Origin of the sequence: Pseudomonas syringae group sp. 26L6 (genome assembly GCF_032587815.1) — a bacterium.
Lineage (GTDB): Bacteria > Pseudomonadota > Gammaproteobacteria > Pseudomonadales > Pseudomonadaceae > Aquipseudomonas > Aquipseudomonas amygdali.
Genome location: NZ_JAWHPJ010000053.1, coordinates 508,636 through 525,606, shown reverse-complemented (window position 1 = coordinate 525,606; position 16,971 = coordinate 508,636). Strand labels below are relative to the sequence as shown.

General features: G+C 58.5%; 18 protein-coding genes. 10 read left to right on the top strand and 8 right to left on the bottom strand.

The window, feature by feature from the left end; translation table 11 throughout:
• Positions 1 to 144: 144 nt before the first annotated feature.
• Entirely contained in the window at positions 145 to 990 is an 846-nt protein-coding gene (locus tag RYA97_RS22770; protein ID WP_002552618.1) for an AAA family ATPase, read from the top strand.
• 39 nt (positions 991 to 1,029) lie between these two features.
• Positions 1,030 to 2,208: a vWA domain-containing protein gene (locus RYA97_RS22765; protein WP_117139794.1), complete on the top strand. Its 1,179-nt coding sequence runs from the start codon at positions 1,030 to 1,032 to the stop codon at positions 2,206 to 2,208.
• A gap of 61 nt (positions 2,209 to 2,269) precedes the next feature.
• On the opposite strand, the gene RYA97_RS22760 is transcribed toward RYA97_RS22765, so the two are convergent.
• From RYA97_RS22760 to RYA97_RS22750, 3 genes are all read right to left on the bottom strand, one after another.
• Positions 2,270 to 2,794, bottom strand: coding sequence for a DUF2937 family protein (locus RYA97_RS22760; RefSeq protein WP_002552616.1), 525 nt, complete (start codon positions 2,792 to 2,794; stop codon positions 2,270 to 2,272).
• 43 nt (positions 2,795 to 2,837) lie between these two features.
• A complete protein-coding gene (locus RYA97_RS22755) occupies positions 2,838 to 3,626 on the bottom strand; it encodes a class II glutamine amidotransferase (protein ID WP_002552615.1) in 789 nt (262 codons plus the stop codon).
• A gap of 76 nt (positions 3,627 to 3,702) precedes the next feature.
• Positions 3,703 to 4,179, bottom strand: coding sequence for a hypothetical protein (locus RYA97_RS22750; RefSeq protein WP_005740964.1), 477 nt, complete (start codon positions 4,177 to 4,179; stop codon positions 3,703 to 3,705).
• Positions 4,180 to 4,310: 131 nt separating this feature from the next.
• Between RYA97_RS22750 and RYA97_RS22745 the strand changes: the two genes are divergently transcribed.
• The 7 genes from RYA97_RS22745 to RYA97_RS22715 all read left to right on the top strand — a co-directional run bounded on the left by RYA97_RS22745 (position 4,311) and on the right by RYA97_RS22715 (position 11,174).
• Positions 4,311 to 6,371, top strand: a complete 2,061-nt coding sequence (locus RYA97_RS22745; protein WP_316893144.1) for a S9 family peptidase — start codon at positions 4,311 to 4,313, stop codon at positions 6,369 to 6,371.
• A gap of 80 nt (positions 6,372 to 6,451) precedes the next feature.
• Complete coding sequence (locus RYA97_RS22740) at positions 6,452 to 6,928, top strand: cyclic nucleotide-binding domain-containing protein (protein ID WP_002552612.1); 477 nt, start codon at positions 6,452 to 6,454, stop codon at positions 6,926 to 6,928.
• A 66-nt stretch (positions 6,929 to 6,994) separates the two neighbouring features.
• Positions 6,995 to 7,369, top strand: a complete 375-nt coding sequence (locus RYA97_RS22735; protein ID WP_002552611.1) for a YajD family HNH nuclease — start codon at positions 6,995 to 6,997, stop codon at positions 7,367 to 7,369.
• 85 nt (positions 7,370 to 7,454) lie between these two features.
• Positions 7,455 to 9,233 carry a copper resistance system multicopper oxidase gene (locus tag RYA97_RS22730; RefSeq protein ID WP_316893142.1) on the top strand — a complete coding sequence of 593 codons (1,779 nt, stop codon included), beginning with the start codon at positions 7,455 to 7,457 and terminating at the stop codon, positions 9,231 to 9,233.
• Positions 9,234 to 9,244: 11 nt separating this feature from the next.
• On the top strand, positions 9,245 to 10,120 hold the full coding sequence (locus tag RYA97_RS22725) for a copper resistance protein B (RefSeq protein ID WP_005782808.1): 876 nt from the start codon (positions 9,245 to 9,247) through the stop codon (positions 10,118 to 10,120).
• 74 nt (positions 10,121 to 10,194) lie between these two features.
• Positions 10,195 to 10,695, top strand: coding sequence for an RNA methyltransferase (locus tag RYA97_RS22720; RefSeq protein WP_002552608.1), 501 nt, complete (start codon positions 10,195 to 10,197; stop codon positions 10,693 to 10,695).
• A 98-nt stretch (positions 10,696 to 10,793) separates the two neighbouring features.
• Complete coding sequence (locus RYA97_RS22715; protein ID WP_002552607.1) at positions 10,794 to 11,174, top strand: DUF2892 domain-containing protein; 381 nt, start codon at positions 10,794 to 10,796, stop codon at positions 11,172 to 11,174.
• A gap of 4 nt (positions 11,175 to 11,178) precedes the next feature.
• Here the strand turns inward: RYA97_RS22715 and RYA97_RS22710 are convergent, their stop codons facing one another.
• Positions 11,179 to 11,628, bottom strand: coding sequence for a YcgN family cysteine cluster protein (locus RYA97_RS22710; RefSeq protein ID WP_002552606.1), 450 nt, complete (start codon positions 11,626 to 11,628; stop codon positions 11,179 to 11,181).
• Between the two features lie 211 nt (positions 11,629 to 11,839).
• On the opposite strand from RYA97_RS22710, the gene RYA97_RS22705 reads away from it, so the two are divergent.
• Positions 11,840 to 12,433, top strand: a complete 594-nt coding sequence (locus tag RYA97_RS22705; RefSeq protein WP_005782810.1) for a nitroreductase family protein — start codon at positions 11,840 to 11,842, stop codon at positions 12,431 to 12,433.
• 65 nt (positions 12,434 to 12,498) lie between these two features.
• On the opposite strand, the gene RYA97_RS22700 is transcribed toward RYA97_RS22705, so the two are convergent.
• The 4 genes from RYA97_RS22700 to RYA97_RS22685 form a co-directional block, all read right to left on the bottom strand.
• Positions 12,499 to 13,431, bottom strand: a complete 933-nt coding sequence (locus tag RYA97_RS22700) for a D-2-hydroxyacid dehydrogenase (protein WP_005782812.1) — start codon at positions 13,429 to 13,431, stop codon at positions 12,499 to 12,501.
• 70 nt (positions 13,432 to 13,501) lie between these two features.
• On the bottom strand, positions 13,502 to 13,795 hold the full coding sequence (locus RYA97_RS22695; protein WP_003407219.1) for a YcgL domain-containing protein: 294 nt from the start codon (positions 13,793 to 13,795) through the stop codon (positions 13,502 to 13,504).
• The gene (rnd, locus tag RYA97_RS22690) at positions 13,792 to 14,925 is read right to left on the bottom strand and encodes a ribonuclease D (protein WP_004664279.1); all 1,134 of its coding nucleotides are present in this window, start codon (positions 14,923 to 14,925) and stop codon (positions 13,792 to 13,794) included. The genes RYA97_RS22695 and rnd overlap by 4 nt, the downstream gene beginning before the upstream one ends.
• 188 nt (positions 14,926 to 15,113) lie before the next feature.
• The gene (locus RYA97_RS22685; protein WP_005740972.1) at positions 15,114 to 16,757 is read right to left on the bottom strand and encodes a phosphoethanolamine transferase; all 1,644 of its coding nucleotides are present in this window, start codon (positions 16,755 to 16,757) and stop codon (positions 15,114 to 15,116) included.
• Between the last annotated feature and the right edge of the window lie 214 nt (positions 16,758 to 16,971).

The following is a 16,971-nucleotide window of genomic DNA, read 5'->3' as shown; positions in this document are numbered from 1 at the left end:
ACTGCGTGACGCCCCATTCAAGAACTGAATGAGGCGTCTGCGTTCACAGCCGTCCGGCAGCCGCGTTATAGTTCCGGCATTGCTTGCCCCTGTTACGGTGTGCGCACCGACAGGCTGCGCCTACCCACGTGAAAAGGATTGATCATGAAGTTCGAAGGTACCCCGGCATACGTCGCCACTGACGATCTCAAGCTGGCGGTCAACGCGGCAATCACGCTGGAGCGTCCGCTGTTGGTCAAGGGCGAGCCCGGCACCGGTAAGACCATGCTGGCTGAGCAACTGGCCGAGTCCTTTGGCGCGAAGCTGATCACCTGGCACATCAAGTCCACCACCAAGGCGCATCAGGGCCTGTACGAATACGATGCCGTCAGCCGTCTGCGTGACTCGCAACTGGGCGTCGACAAAGTCCACGACGTACGTAATTACCTGAAAAAGGGCAAGCTCTGGGAAGCCTTCGAGTCCGATGAGCGGGTCATTTTGCTGATCGACGAGATCGACAAAGCCGACATCGAGTTCCCCAACGACCTGTTGCAGGAACTCGACAAGATGGAGTTCTACGTCTACGAAATCGATGAAACGATCAAGGCCAAAAAGCGCCCGATCATCATCATTACCTCCAACAACGAAAAGGAATTGCCGGACGCCTTCCTGCGTCGCTGCTTCTTCCACTACATCGCCTTCCCGGACCGTGCCACGCTGCAACGCATCGTCGACGTGCATTACCCGGACATCAAGAAAGACCTGGTGAGCGAAGCGCTGGACGTGTTCTTCGACGTGCGCAAGGTGCCTGGCCTGAAGAAGAAGCCTTCCACGTCCGAGCTGGTGGACTGGCTGAAGCTGCTGATGGCCGACAACATTGGTGAAGCCGTGCTGCGTGAGCGCGACCCGACCAAGGCGATCCCGCCGCTGGCCGGGGCGCTGGTCAAGAACGAACAAGATGTGCATTTGCTGGAGCGTCTGGCGTTCATGAGCCGCCGCGGCAACCGTTGAGCGCCTTCATCCACCCCGTTACGTAAAAGGGCGACAGCCATGCTGCTCAACCTGTTCAACGAAATGCGCGCGGCCAGAGTGCCGGTGTCTCTGCGTGAATTGCTGGACCTGATCAATGCGCTGAAACAGCGGGTTATCTTTGCCGATATCGATGAGTTCTACTTTCTTGCGCGCACGATTCTGGTCAAGGACGAGCGCCATTTCGACAAATTCGACCGGGCCTTCGGTGCGTATTTCAAAGGTCTGGAAAATCTCGATGATCATTTGCAGGCATTGATCCCCGAAGACTGGCTGCGCAAAGAGTTCGAGCGCTCGTTGAGTGACGAGGAACGCGCGCAGATTCAGTCCCTCGGCGGCCTCAACAAGCTGATCGAGGAATTCAAGAAGCGTCTGGAAGAACAGAAAGAACGCCACGCCGGTGGCAACAAATGGATCGGCACAGGCGGCACCAGCCCTTTCGGCTCGGGGGGCTATAACCCTGAAGGCATCCGTGTCGGCGACGCAGGGGAACGCAAGGGCAAGGCAGTCAAGGTGTGGGATCAGCGCGAATATAAAAACCTGGACGATCAGGTCGAGCTGGGTACGCGCAATATCAAGGTGGCCCTGCGCCGTCTGCGCAAGTTTGCCCGTCAGGGCGCTGCGGATGAACTGGACATCGACGGCACCATTGATCACACCGCTCGCGATGCGGGCCTGCTGAACATTCAGATGCGCCCTGAGCGGCGCAACACCATCAAATTATTGCTGCTGTTCGACATCGGCGGTTCGATGGACGCGCACGTCAAGATCTGCGAAGAGCTGTTCTCGGCCTGCAAGACCGAGTTCAAGCATATGGAGTATTTCTACTTCCATAATTTCATCTACGAATCGGTGTGGAAGAACAACCTGCGCCGCGGCTCGGAGCGGACCGCCACTCAAGACCTGCTGCACAAGTACGGCGCAGACTACAAAGTGATTTTCATCGGCGACGCTTCAATGGCACCGTATGAAATCACCCAGCCCGGTGGCAGCGTCGAACACTGGAATGAAGAAGCAGGCTATGTATGGATGCAGCGCTTCATGGCTAAATTCAAGAAGATCATCTGGATCAATCCCTATCCGAAAGATGCCTGGGACTACACCACGTCCACGCATATCGTGCGCGACCTGATTGAAGGACAGATGTACCCGCTAACCCTGCGCGGCCTGGAGGAAGGCATGCGTCATCTGGCGAAATAAGCATGACGGGCGCGTGCTGACTCTACGCAACGCCCGTTCTCGTTATTACCCTCTCCAGCGATCAGCGCCAGTCCCGCTCAAGTTGCGGCTTGCGTCGTCCACCGTGGATCACCCAGCCGAGTAACAGCCCGACGCTTTCCACCACAAGAGCCAGCAGCAATGCACTGATGATGCCCCAGGCAATGACTTCGGGGGCCAGCAGGACTTGCCACGTATAACCGTTAAACGTTTCCCGGCGAATATCCGCATCGGCAGACGTGACGACGAACAGGGCTTTGGAATACCACGGTCCCTGGAGTCCGAGCCACTGACGCTCAAGGATATGGGTACGACTCATCAACGTATCGATGTTGTCCGCATCGGCTCGGAAAACCGGATCTTCGCTGCTGCGATAGTGCTGGATCAGCGCCTGTATATCGCCCTTGAAGAACTGCTGCGCAGTAGCGGTGTAGCCCTTGACGGCCTGTTGCGCCTCGATCAGATGCGCTTCGACACGCTTGCTGTAATCACTGATGAATCCGGGGATCTGTACCCCGAACAGCAGGCCTGTGGTGAACAGGACCAATCGCAGATAACTTCGCAGCATCAATATCCCTCTTCTTTTATCCAGTATGCCGGTGGAGGCGCTGTTACTGCACCGCTGTCTCGACCGAGCCTTGCGCCACGCACTCACCCTTGCGCCACAGGCTCCACTGGCCCGGCTCATAGCGCTTCCAGTTTTCGTTCTCGGTCAATGGCTCGGTGGCGATCACAGTCACCACGTCGTGCGGCGTTGTTTCAGCCTGAAAATCGACAATCACGTCGACATCTTTCAACCTTGCCGGGCCGAACGGCGCGCGCCGGGTAATCTGAACCAGTTTGGTACTGCAAAAGCAAAACAGCCAGTCGCCATCGCTCAACAGGCAGTTGAACACGCCTTTACTACGGTATTCAGTGCAGGCCTGGATCAGCGAAGGCAGTAATTGCTCAACCTCAACCGGCTCGGGAAAGGCTTCGCGAACGCGATTGAGCAGGTCGCAGAATGCAGCTTCGCTGTCGGTATCGCCCACCGGCCTGTAAAAGGTGGCAACGGGGGTGAAATCCGCCAGCTGGCCATTGTGCGCAAAGCACCAGTTGCGACCCCAGAGTTCACGCACGAAAGGATGTGTGTTGGACAGACACACCTTGCCGACGTTGGCCTGACGAATATGGCCAATTACCACTTCGCTTTTGATCGGATAGCGCTGCACCAGTTGCGCAACTTCAGACTCACTGCTGGCTGCGGGGTCCTGGAACAAGCGCAGGCCGCGACCTTCGTAGAAGGCAATGCCCCAGCCATCGCGATGCGGACCAGTACGCCCGCCACGCTGCATCAGCCCGGTAAAGCTGAAGACTATGTCGGTCGGGACATTGGCGCTCATGCCCAGTAGTTCACACATGCTCAGGTTCTCGCTTCAAGACGTTTTGCAGCAGGTCATGCGCCGACAATGACGGCGCATGCCAACGAAGCGGGATCTACAACCGCGGTTCGACTCGCGCAGCCCTGGTCGGAGGAAGCGGCGCAGCGGATTTGCGAGGGTAATGATCGTCCTCGGCAAACGGTTCGTCAGCGGGGTCTGTGTCGACAGGCTGAGCGGCGGGCCGGGGCTGGCGAGCCTTGCGGCTGCGCTCGATCGGCCAGCGGATGAGCACGAACAGCGCGTACGCAGCGAAGGCGAACATGCCATACATGGCCAGATCCGACACAGCGGTCCAGACATTGCTGCCGACCTTGAACATCAGGTCGAGCGCGGTAATCGCCACGGCTGGCGCCATCGCATCCTTGGCAGGGTCGACCATGGTCGGCGTAAACAGCAGCACCGCGACTGCTACCAGCAACGGTTCCTTGAGATAACGCCACATCCAGCGGGTCATCAGGAACCATACCAGCAGGCAACCCAACGCGGCGAAGGCGTAGACGCTCCAGGCGATCAGATAGTCGTTTTCGGTCATGACGTCCGTGGTAAGGCAGGTAAAGAGGCGCTTATGATAACGGCTTTTGCCTGACGCGGCTTGCCTCGCTTCAGTAATCGGTTCAGCGTGTACCGAATTTCCATGATTGATGCCTAAACAGAGAGCCCAGCATGTCCTTCTCGAATGCAACCTCCAGCGCCCCGATTGCTCGCAAGGCCGACGGTTCCGATCCCTATGCCTGGCTACAGAACCGCGACACTGACGAGGTGCTCGACTACCTCAAGGCGGAAAACGCCTGGCAGGAGCAGCAACTGGCAGAGCAGACCGGGTTGCGCGAAAACCTGTTTCAGGAGATCAAGGGCCGTATCCTTGAAACCGATCTGTCGCTGCCCTCCCCTTGGGGGCCGTACCTTTATTACACGCGCACCACACAAGGCGATGAATACGCCCGTCACTATCGCTGCCCGCGCCCGGCCGACGACTCCAATACCGTAGACGAAAGCCGTGAAGAACTGTTGCTGGACCCGAACGCCATGGCCGATGGCGGCTTCTTTTCGCTGGGCGCGTTCAGCATCAGCCCCGACCATCAGCGCCTGGCCTACAGCCTGGACACCAGTGGCGACGAGGTGTACCAGCTTTACGTCAAGGAGCTGAGCACCGGCCAGATCAGCAGCCTGCCGTTTGAGGACTGCGACGGCAGCATGACCTGGGCCAACGACAGCCAGACCCTGTTTTTCGGTGAGCTGGACGAGACCCATCGCCCCGGCAGGCTGCATCGCCACACATTGGGCAATGCATCGGCAGAGCTGGTGTTCGATGAGCCGGACGGTCGATTCTTCCTGCACTGCTTCCGCAGCAGTTCCGAACGCCAACTGATCATTCTGCTCAATAGCAAAACCACCAGCGAAGCGTGGGTGCTGGACGCCGATCATCCGCAACAGGCCTTCACCTGCCTCGCGCCGCGCAGCGAAGGGCACGAGTATTATCCGGATCATGGGCTGCTCGATGGTGTGTGGAGCTGGTTCATCCGCAGCAATCAGAGCGGCATCAACTTCGCGCTGTATCACGCAGCGGAACAGGCCAGTGGCGCCCCGGTTCGCGAAGACTGGCAGACCCTGGTTGCGCACGATGACAAGGTCATGCTCGAAGGCGTGAGCCTCAACACCAAGGCGATCAGTCTGAGCCTGCGCGAAGGCGGCCTGCCGATCATCGAAGTGCGCCCGCAGGATCTGCCTGCCTATCGCGTGCAGCTGCCCGACGCCGCGTACAGCCTGTATGTGCAGGACACCCTGGAGTTCGACAGCGACAGAATTCGCCTGCGCTATCAGTCGCTGAACCGTCCGGCACAGGTGCGTCAACTGACCCTGGCCAGCGGCGAGCAGGTAGTGCTCAAGGAAACGCCGGTGCTGGGCACTTTCAACGCCGACGCCTACATCAGCCAGCGTCTGTGGGCGACCGCCAGTGATGGCACTCAGGTGCCGATCAGCCTGGTGGTCAAGCGCGAACTGGCTGGCAAGGCGACCCCGCTGTATCTGTACGGCTATGGTGCCTACGGCGAAAGCCTCGACCCGTGGTTTTCCCACGCGCGCCTGAGCCTGCTTGAACGTGGCGTGGCGTTTGCCATCGCCCATGTACGCGGCGGTGGCGAGCTGGGCGAGGCCTGGTACCGCAATGGCAAGCAGGAACATAAACAGAACACCTTCGGCGACTTCATCGCCTGCGCCGAACATCTTGTTGCTCAGGGCCTGACCAGCGCCGAACAGCTTGTGATCAGCGGCGGCAGCGCCGGTGGCCTGCTGATCGGTGCCGTGCTCAATCAGCGACCCGAGCTGTTCAAGGCAGCAATTGCCGAAGTGCCGTTCGTCGATGTGCTGAACACCATGCTCGATCCGGACCTGCCGTTGACCGTCACCGAATACGACGAATGGGGCAACCCGCAGGAGCCTGAGGTCTATGAGCGCATCAAGTCCTACGCGCCTTATGAGAACGTCAGCGCTCAGGCGTACCCGGCCATGCTGGTCATCGCCGGTTACAACGACAGCCGTGTGCAGTATTGGGAAGCCGCCAAATGGGTCGCGAAGTTACGCGCCCGCAAAACCGACGATAATCTGCTGCTGCTCAAGACCGAACTGGGTGCCGGACACGGCGGCATGAGCGGTCGCTATCAAGGGTTGCGTGACGTGGCGCTGGAGTACGCGTTTATCTTCAAGGTATTGCAGATCGCCGAATGAACTTGGCGTGAAACACCTGTCTTACTAGCATCGGGGGGCACGGAGCTGCCCCCTTCGTATCAGGATTGAAAGACCGAACCATGTCAGAACCATTGTCCAACCTGAACAACGCCATACGCGACATGCTGCTGGACTGCGGCCTGTTCGACACGCTGCTGCCCGGCGACTTCGTGACTGTAGCCGGGTATTTCAGCATTACCGACATCGAAAAAGGCGAGACCATCTTTGCCGAGGGCGATGCCGGGACATTCATGTGCATCATTCATCAAGGCACTGTGTCTGTGCAGAAACTTGCCGCAGACGGTCAACAGGTCGAAATCGCCGTTCTGCGGCGCGGGCGGGCGTTCGGGGAAATGGCTGTACTGGATGGCGAACGTCGCTCGGCCAGCTGTATCGCGGCCACCCAATGCCAGTTATTGAACCTGGGACGCGACTCTCTGGACAAGATGCTCGACGAAGCGCCGAAAATCGCCGCCAAGATCATTCGTGCCCTGGCCATCTCGTTGTCCAGGCGCCTGCGCATGGTCGACGGCCAATTACTGTCGCAGCAGGTGTGAGTTTGCCCATCTGGCGCTAAACTTGCCGATATTCCGCTTTCAATGCGCACACGCACAGGTGACACCATGAGCACGGCCAATCCTCCTTCCCATACTGCCAAGCTGGACCGCATTCTGGCCGACGCCCAGCGCGACCGAGAAATGGGTTACCGCGACAAGGCGTTGCGCATGTACCCGCACGTTTGCGGCCGTTGCGCGCGCGAGTTCGCTGGCAAACGCCTCAGCGAACTGACCGTGCACCACCGCGACCACAACCATGACAACAACCCGCAGGACGGTTCCAACTGGGAGCTGCTGTGCCTGTATTGCCACGACAACGAGCACTCGCGTTACACCGATCAGCAGTATTTCGCCGACGGTTCGCTGAGCACTCCGAAAACCGCCAAGGCAACCCACAACCCGTTCGCCGCGCTGGCGGGATTGATGAAGAAGGACGAGTAACCCGGTACTTTCCCGCAACCGTATTTCCCCGCCCTACCCACGCAGTCTTCGGCCTGCGGCCAACCGACTGACCGGATACTTCGCCATGCCCTCCCGTACCTCAAGAAGAACCTTTGTGAAAGGGCTTGCCGCCAGTGGCATCCTCGGCGGCCTGGGGCTGTGGCGCAGTCCGGCATGGGCGGTTCCGAACCCGGGTCAGCCGGCCGGGCTGTCCGGCACCGAGTTCGATCTGTATGTCGGCGAAACCGAGGTCAATATCACCGGTAATACCAGAACCGCGATGACGATCAACGGCGGTATTCCAGGCCCGCTGTTGCGCTGGCGCGAAGGCGATACGGTGACCATCAGGGTAAAAAACCGTCTCGACGAAGCCACCTCGATCCACTGGCACGGCATCATTCTGCCCGCCAACATGGACGGCGTTCCGGGGCTGAGCTTCGACGGTATCGCGGCCGATGGCATGTACGTCTATCGCTTCAAGGTCAAACAGAACGGCACCTATTGGTACCACAGCCACTCGGGCTTTCAGGAACAGTCGGGGGTTTACGGGCCGCTGGTGATCGACGCCAAAGAGCCAGAGCCATTCAAATACGACCGCGAACACGTGATCATGCTCAGCGACTGGACCGACGAAGAGCCGCTTCAACTGATGAAAACGCTCAAGAAGCAGTCCGATTATTACAACAATAACAAGCGTACTGTCGGCGACTTCATCAACGACGTCGGTGAGAAAGGCTGGAGCGAGACCACTCGTGATCGCTGGATGTGGGCGAAAATGGGGATGGAGCCGACTGACCTGGCGGATGTCAGCGGCGCGACCTACACCTACCTGATGAACGGCCAGGCCCCGGACATGAACTGGACCGGCCTGTTCAAGCCTGGCGAGCGGATTCGACTGCGCTTGATCAACGGCTCGGCCATGACGTATTTCGACGTGCGTATCCCGGGCCTGAAAATGACCGTAGTCGCCAGCGATGGCTTGCACGTCAAGCCAGTAACGGTCGATGAATTGCGCATCGCAGTGGCAGAAACCTTCGACGTTGTCGTCGAGCCTGCCGAAGGAGCCTACACGCTGTTCGCCCAGTCGATGGACCGCACCGGCTATGCCCGCGGCACCCTGGCCAGCAGGCCCGGCTTGCATGCCGTGGTCCCGCCTCTGGATCCACGCCCATTGCTGAGCATGAATGATATGGGCATGGCGGGAATGGATCATGGCAGCATGAACCACGGCGCAGCCCCGGCGATGGACGACATGTCAGGCATGGACCATAGCAAGATGGGCCATGACTCGATGCCCGGCATGGACCACAGCAAGATGCCGATGAAAGAAACACCTGCCATGCAGTCACACCCGGACAGCGAACAAAACAATCCGCTGGTCGACATGCAGGCCATGAGCACCTCGCCCAAACTCGACGATCCGGGCATCGGCCTCAGGAACAACGGGCGCAGAGTTCTGACTTACGCAGACCTGCGCAGCACCTTCGAAGACCCGGACGGTCGTGAGCCCAGCCGCACGATCGAACTGCACCTGACCGGGCACATGGAAAAATTCGCCTGGTCGTTCGACGGTGTGAAATTCTCGGACGCCAAACCGCTCATGCTCAAGTACGGCGAGCGAGTGCGTGTCGTGCTGGTCAACGACACGATGATGTCTCACCCCATCCATCTGCACGGCATGTGGAGCGATCTGGAAGACGAAAACGGTCAGTTCATGGTGCGCAAACACACCATCGATATGCCTCCGGGGTCACGCCGCAGCTATCGCGTCACCGCTGACGCACTGGGCCGTTGGGCTTATCACTGTCACATGCTGTACCACATGGAAATGGGCATGTTCCGCGAAGTACGGGTGGAAGAATGAGGATTTTACCGGTGAATGGATTGCGCAACTCGTCCTGCCTGCCAACCCTGCTGCTGACGGCAGGCCTGGCCATAACACCCTGGGCAACCACGCTGGCTGCCGGAATGGAAGGCATGGATCATGGCAGCCACTCGATGCCTATGGACGCCAGCGAGCACAATGCCGTCCCCATGCAGAGCCGGACACCAATCCCGCCCGTCACCGACGCCGACCGGGCTGCGGTGTACATCAGCCATAGCGGGCATCAGGTCCACGACAGCGCCATCAACAGTTACTTTCTGGCCGACAAGCTGGAATGGCAGGACGCAAACGACGGCAGCGCGCTGGCCTGGGACCTGTCCGGCTGGATTGGCGGTGATGTCGACCGCTTGCTGCTGCGTTCAGAGGGCGAGCGCAGCAACGGCAAGACCGAGGAAGCGGAAGTCCAGGCGTTATGGGGTCATGCCGTCAGCTCATCGTGGGACGTAGTCGCTGGCGCACGCCAGGACTTCAAACCTGGCGCGCCACAAACCTGGGCGGCTTTCGGCCTGCAAGGGCAGGCGATTTCGGATCTTGATATCGAAGCCACCGCATTCATCGGTGAAGCCGGGCAGACCGCGGCGCGCCTGGAAGCCGACTACGACCTGTTGCTGACCAACAATCTGATTCTTCAACCCACTGCCGAGCTGAATTTCTACGGCAAGAACGACCCGCAACGCGGCAATGGCTCGGGCCTGTCGACCAGTGAGTTCGGCCTTCGGCTGCGCTATGAAATCACCCCGCAATTCGCTCCTTACGTGGGCGTAACCTGGGATCGGTCCTACGGCAATACCGCCGATTACGCACGCGAAGACGGCGAGGACGTTGCCGATGCACGGCTGGTCGTCGGTTTACGCATGTGGTTCTGAGAGCGTCGGAATTGAAAATGGCATTGCTCTGACGCTGCCGTATAATCCCCGGTTTTCTTCAGAGCACCCTCCCCGTGGCCAATAAACGGTACGCCTGCATCGGTCTTTACAACCCCAAGTCCCCGGAAAATGTCGGCTCCGTCATGCGAGCAGCCGGCTGCTACGGTGTGGCGTCGGTGTTCTATACCGGTAAACGCTATGAGCGTGCGCGGGATTTCATCACCGACACCAAGAAAATCCATCAGGACATCCCGCTGATCGGCATCGAAGACCTCAAAAGCATTCTGCCGCTGGGTTGTATTCCGGTGGCCGTCGAACTGGTGGACGGTGCCCGTGCCCTGCCTGAATACACGCACCCTGACCGCGCGTTGTATATCTTCGGTCCGGAAGACGGCTCGCTGGATCAGGACATTCGCGACTGGTGTGAAGACGTGGTCTATATCCCGACCGAGGGATGCATGAATCTGGCCGCGACCGTCAATGTGGTGCTCTACGACCGCATGGCCAAAGGCATCAATACCCGCTCGGGGCCACAGTTTGGTCGCGAGAAAATCGATCCGGCCAGCGACCGCTGACGGAAAAGCATTGAACCTGTGTCGCGGGCGAGCAGTCAGTTTCTCTGAACCGGTTTACTACCTACTTCCTGCGAATTACCGCCTCATGGAGAGCCATCATGCGCGACACCCCGATTATCGAACGCATCGACACACCTGAACTGCTGCAGCGCAACCCTGATCAGAACGTCCACGGCTGGGAGCGCATTGGCTCACTGGCTGGCGGTGTACTGATGATGGGCAAAGGTGTCCGTCGTGGCGGCTTTCTGGGCCTGATCCAACTGGCCATCGGCGGCGCAGTGCTGGCTCGCGGCATCAGCGGTCACTGCTCGGCCAAAAGCCTGGTGGAAAAAGGTCGCAGCGACCTGCACAGCGCCCGCTCGACTATCGAACGTGCCGGTGCCCAGTTGAACAACCTGAAAGACGACGCCGAAAACGCGGTGAAAAACGCTGCCGTCAAAGGTGTGGAAGCGCTGGCCGAGCCAAAGCCGGTCGTTTAAACGCTCAACCTGCGCGAAAGATCAGGTAATCCTCCCAGTCGTCTTCGGCCACACTGTTCTCGCTGAGCATGCGGCCTGACTGGGAGATACGCTCGTGATGCACAGCCGTGCGATCACCACACACCAAGTGATGCCAGAGCGGCAAATCCTTGCCCTCGCTGACCAGCCGATAGCCACAGGTCGGCGGTAGCCATTTGAATTCATCTGCCTGCCCCGGCGTCAGCTGAATACAGTCAGGCACCGACGCACGACGATTGGCGTAGTCGGAGCACTGGCAGGTCTTCAGGTCCAGCAGCTTGCAAGCGATCCGCGTGTAATAAACGCTGTTGTCCTCTTCGTCTTCCAGCTTCTGCAGGCAGCACAAGCCACAGCCATCGCACAACGATTCCCACTCCTCGGTGTTGAGCTGGTCGAGGGTCTTGCGAATCCAGAAGGGTTCAACTTTAGCGGCCATGGTTCGGACAACGATATCGAAAATGAAAAGGCCGTCAGTCTAGAGGTACAAGGGGTGCGGGCCAAGCACTTGCGACTGCCGGTAGCCGGGACTTGTCAGCGACAGGGCAAAACAGTAGCGTTAACGGGTTTTCCAGTGCGCTCAAGCGATGCCTGCCGACCACGGCCCATCAAGCCACGCTCGTTTTTCACCTTCGCTATCAAGGACTTTCATGAGCACGAACCCTCGCATCGCCGATCACCCTATCGACCCGCAATTCACCGAGCGCTGGTCGCCACGTGCATTCAGTGGCGAAAGCATCGATCAGGAAACCCTGCTGAGCTTTTTCGAAGCGGCACGCTGGGCACCCTCGGCCTACAACACGCAGCCTTGGCGTTTTCTGTATGCACGTCGCGACACGCCTAACTGGGAGCGTTATCTGGGCCTGCTGAACGAGTTCAACCGCAACTGGGCGCAACATGCAGCAGCATTGGTGATCATCGTCTCCAAGACCACCTTCGTCGCGCCAGGCGCAACCGAAGAAAGCCCGGCCTTGTGGCATACCTTCGATACCGGCTCGGCCTGGGGTTATCTTGCGCTGCAAGCGAGCCTGAGCGGCTGGCACACCCACGGCATGGCGGGCTTCGATCAGGACCTGACCCGCAAGGAGCTGAACATTCCCGAGGATTACGCACTGCATGCCGCGGTGGCCATCGGCAAAATCGGTGACAAGTCGACGCTGCCGGAATACCTGCAAGGCCGCGAAGCGCCAAGCCCGCGCAAGCCACTGGCAGAACTGGCCGCTGAAGGTAATTTTTCGCTGTAACTGACTGTTCTCTGCAATCGATGCCGACGAGCCGACGCCTAAACGTCGGCTCGTTCGGAACGGCTTCAATAACCTCGCGAAAAATCGACCTCTCCGCGCAGTGCTTCTCCAGCCTGAAACGCCTTGAGGTTTTCAACGAAAAGCTCGGTCATGGCTACCGGCGATGTCGGTGCCGAACTGTGACCGGTCAACAGCAGACCATAGGCGGTCCAGAATGGATGGCGCTGCGGCAAAGGTTCCTGACGGCAGACGTCAATGACCGCACCGGCCAGATGGCCTTCCTTCAACGCCTCGACCAGATCTGCGTCCACAACCGCTACACCGCGCCCAACGTTAATGAACAGCGCCGTTGGCTTGAAGCTGGCAAACAGCTTCGCGTCATACAGGTCGTGGGTCTCAGGTGTGTTGGGCAGTAGATTGATGACGTAATCCATCTCGCCAAGCAGCCGCGTCATGTCTGACAGCGCTATTACCTCGATGAACGGCGCCTGAGTGCGCGCACTGGAGGCCACGCCGTAGACGTGCACACCGAACGGCAAAAGAAACTCGGCGACACGCTGGCCGATATCACCGGCGCCCACGATCAATACCTTGCGACCAGACAGACTCTGGCCAGTACGATTATCCCACTTGCGCTCGACCTGACTCATCAAACGCGCCAGCACCTCACGCTCGTGGCCGAGCATGTAGGTCAAAACAAATTCGGCCATGACCTGACCGAAAATCCCGACTGCACGTGTCAGGCGATATTCGCGCGACAGGCTGTCGGCCAGCAGTGGCGTAATACCCGCCCAGGTGGATTGCAGCCACTGAGGCTTGTGCCCTTGACGCAGCAGGTTGGCCATCAGGTCCGGCTGTCCCAGCCAGACCGGGCAATCGCTGGCCATTCGCGACAGCTCGGCAGAGTCGCCCGTGCTGAAGACTTCCAGATCAGGCGCAGCCTTGCGCAACAATTGGGTGTAAACGTGATAATCGTGCTCGGCAATCAGAACGCGCATGTTTCAAAAACCTTAAAAACAGGACAGGCAGCCCACGGCGATGTGGACCGCTTTACAACGTGAGCAACTATTACATCGGATCGTTGCGGCGCAGCAGCTCTTCCGGCAAATGCTCGATGTAGTCATCTTCGGCAGGGGGCATCTGCAGGTGATAGCCCTGGCTGTCGAGATTCTCCAGCACCACATTGATGTCCTCGCGCGACAGCGCACGCTCGGGACTCAGGACCAGGTCAAATGCATGAACCGGCTTGCCAAACGCGACCAGCAGTTCAGGCGGCACGCGTTTGAGGACATCGCTTTTCAAGACGTAAAGGTACATCTCGTTTCTTTTCGGGCTGCGATAAATCGAGCAGATACGCTTCAAGACTGTTCTCCGGGGGTGGCCAGGCTGTCCAGCAGCGCCTGACCCATCAACTCGCGACGCCAGCCACGCAGCGAGTCGGGCAATTGGTAAGGACCGTCGGGGTAACCGCTCTTGAGCAGCGCTTCGAGAGTCTTCTTGCGCAGCATCAACTCCGGGGCCATGTCCAGTTGCTCGGCGTATTGCTGACCGATTGCACGCAGACGCTTGATCGACCCGGCCGCATCAATGGGCAGTGGCTCAGGCAATGCAGGAGGCCACTCTTCTGGCGGAAGCGTGCCTGCGGTCTTTATCAGCTCAAGCAGAAACTCGCCGTCATGGCGAACGGTGCGCGGGTGCATGTCTTCGATACGCCCCAGTGCAGCGAGGTTATCCGGCTGCGTCTTGGCCAATGGCCACAGCGAGTGCTCACGCACAATGCGGTTGCGCGGCAGGTTGCGGGCGCGCGCCTCGCGCTCACGCCAGGCACACAACTCACGCAGCACCGCCAACTGGGCACGGGACAGTTTCCAGGCCAGTTTGGCCTCACGGTACACCTCGTACGGGTCAACTTCGCGGCGCAGGTTGGCGACCAGTTCGGCACCGTCATCCAGCAGCCAGGCGTATTTGTCATCGGACAAACGCGGACGCAGGATGGAGAAAAGCTCGGCAAGGTGCACTGCATCTTCAGCGGCATAGCTGATCTGCGTTTCCGACAGCGGACGTTGCAGCCAGTCAGAACGGGTTTCGCCCTTGGGCAGGTCGATGTTGAGGACCTCCTGCACCAGACGCGAATAGCCCATGGAAAAACCGAGGTTCAGGTAAGCGGCTGCCAACTGGGTATCAAACAACGGCACCGGCAGGCTGCCAGTCAGACGCAGCAAAACTTCGAGGTCCTCGCTGCACGCGTGCACTACCTTGATGACGTCGGGGTTTTCGAGCAGCGCAGACAGCGGCTGCCAGTCGTTGATCAGCAAAGGATCAATAAGCCAGGCGCTTTGCCCGTCGCCAATCTGCAGCAACGCTGCTATCGGGTAAAAAGTATCGACCCGCATAAACTCGGTGTCGAGCGCGACAAAAGGCAGCAACTGCCATTCTGCGCAATGCCGGGCGAGGCTGTCGTCGTCGCGAATCCAGTGAATATCGATGGCCACACGGCTCTCCCTTCAACAATGGCGCGCAGTATATATCGTGATGGGAGATTATCGCGCGTCTGTCGTCCCGGTCTGGCGTATCTTCACGCAAATGACGGACAGGAGGAACTGTTGCCTGGCAAAAGGGCCAAGGATGAGCGTCCCCACGCAAGCGTGGAAACGATCTCTATCCTGAGCAAGCACAGATTTTACTGCTTGTCAGCGGCCGCCAGCTCAGTGCGGCACCCGGCGAACATATCCAGGCTTGGGTTGTAGACCTGAGTGTCGACTTTCAACAAGCCGAGCATTGAATGAAAGAGATTGTCCTGGCTCAACGGCGCATTGCGCTGTTTGGCCAGGCACTCCGGGCTGACTGCAAAGGACTTCTGATAGGTATCGGACAACCAGATAAGCATCGGCACATGCTTTTGCTGATCAGGAGCCAGCACATACGGTGTGCCGTGCAAGAACAAGTTGTACTCGCCAAGCGACTCACCATGGTCCGACAGGTACACCATGGCAGTGTCGACCTTGTTTTGATTACTGCGCAACAGATCAATCAACGTGGCCAGTACGTGATCGGTATACAACAGTGTGTTGTCGTAGGCATTGACGATGCTGTCCCGGCTGCAATTGTTCAAGGCATTGCTTTCACACACCGGCGTAAACTTTTCAAACTCTTTAGGGTAACGCTTGAAGTATTCAGGGCCATGGCTACCCATCTGGTGCAGCACCAGAACAGTGTCCTTGTCGAGGCTGTCGATAAAACCCTGCAGGTTTTGCAACAGTATCTCGTCGCGGCATTCATGGCTGTTGCACAACAACGGGTCCTTGAGATTACTGACATCCTGGAAGGTCACTCGATCACAGGTCCCTTTGCAGCCCGCCTGATTATCACGCCACACCACTTCTATACCGGCACGCTTCAGGACATCCAACAAACCTTCCTGATTACGGGCCTTGGTTGCGTTGTAGTTCTTTCGACCCATGTTGGAGAACATGCACGGCACCGACACTGCGGTTTCGGTGCCGCACGAGTAAACATCGGTAAACGCCACCAACCCGCTCTCCTTGTTCAGGTTGGGCGTGGTGTCGCGACCATAGCCAAGAATTCCGAAGTTTTCGGCACGGGCACTTTCACCCACGACCAGTACGGTCAACGACTTGCGGGCATGCGTGGCCCAGTCCGCCGACCGCTTGGCGTCCTCGCCAATCTTGACGAACGGGCGCTGTGCGGAGATCACTTGCTCGCTCAGGTAGCCAAGCGAGGCACCGATGTAATTGCTTGGGACGACCATCAGGCGCAATTCGTGATGGTTGCGGAACAACGAGGACAAACCTTGATAATTCGCCAGCGCAACGCCGCCTATTGCCACGCAACAGACCACGCCTACCACCAGCTTGCTGAACAGCTCCAGGTGCCAGCGACGGTAGCTGATCGGCAGTTTCCACAGAATCAGCGAAGGCAGTACACCCAACAGAACGATATACAACGCCAGTTTAAAAGACAGCAGCCCCTGCACTTCCGTCACGTTGGTTTCGGCAAAGTTTCGGAACATCCCGGCGTCAATCATGACACCGTACTCGGTCATGAAATACACCACCCCGGCGCTGATCATAAACAGAGCGATCACCACAGGCTTAAACACACGGCGAAATGCCAACAGCGTCAGAACGATATTGAATACGCAGAAAATCATCAGCCCGAATGCAAAGCGCATGGCCAGACCTTTGGCATCGGAGCTGGTAATCGCGAAAAGATGCTGCCACAGATTTATATTGAAACCCAGTAACAGAAAGGCACTGGCAAGTAAGGTAACAACCTCTGGACGAACAGTTCTGGGTGTCGGCATCGTGGTCTGCTTATCGAATTAATACGCATCGGGCATTCAGGAGCCAGATAACTCCCGATGGCGCGCACTCTAGGCAGCGCTTCATCAATTTTATGTGAAAACGGTGAGAGGATTGGGTTGAATGAAGCTTATTTCACCGTGAAGCAATACGCGCCCATGAACGCTCAATAACCCCGCCAATACAGCATCTGCGCAAGCAGGCTCGCGCAGACGC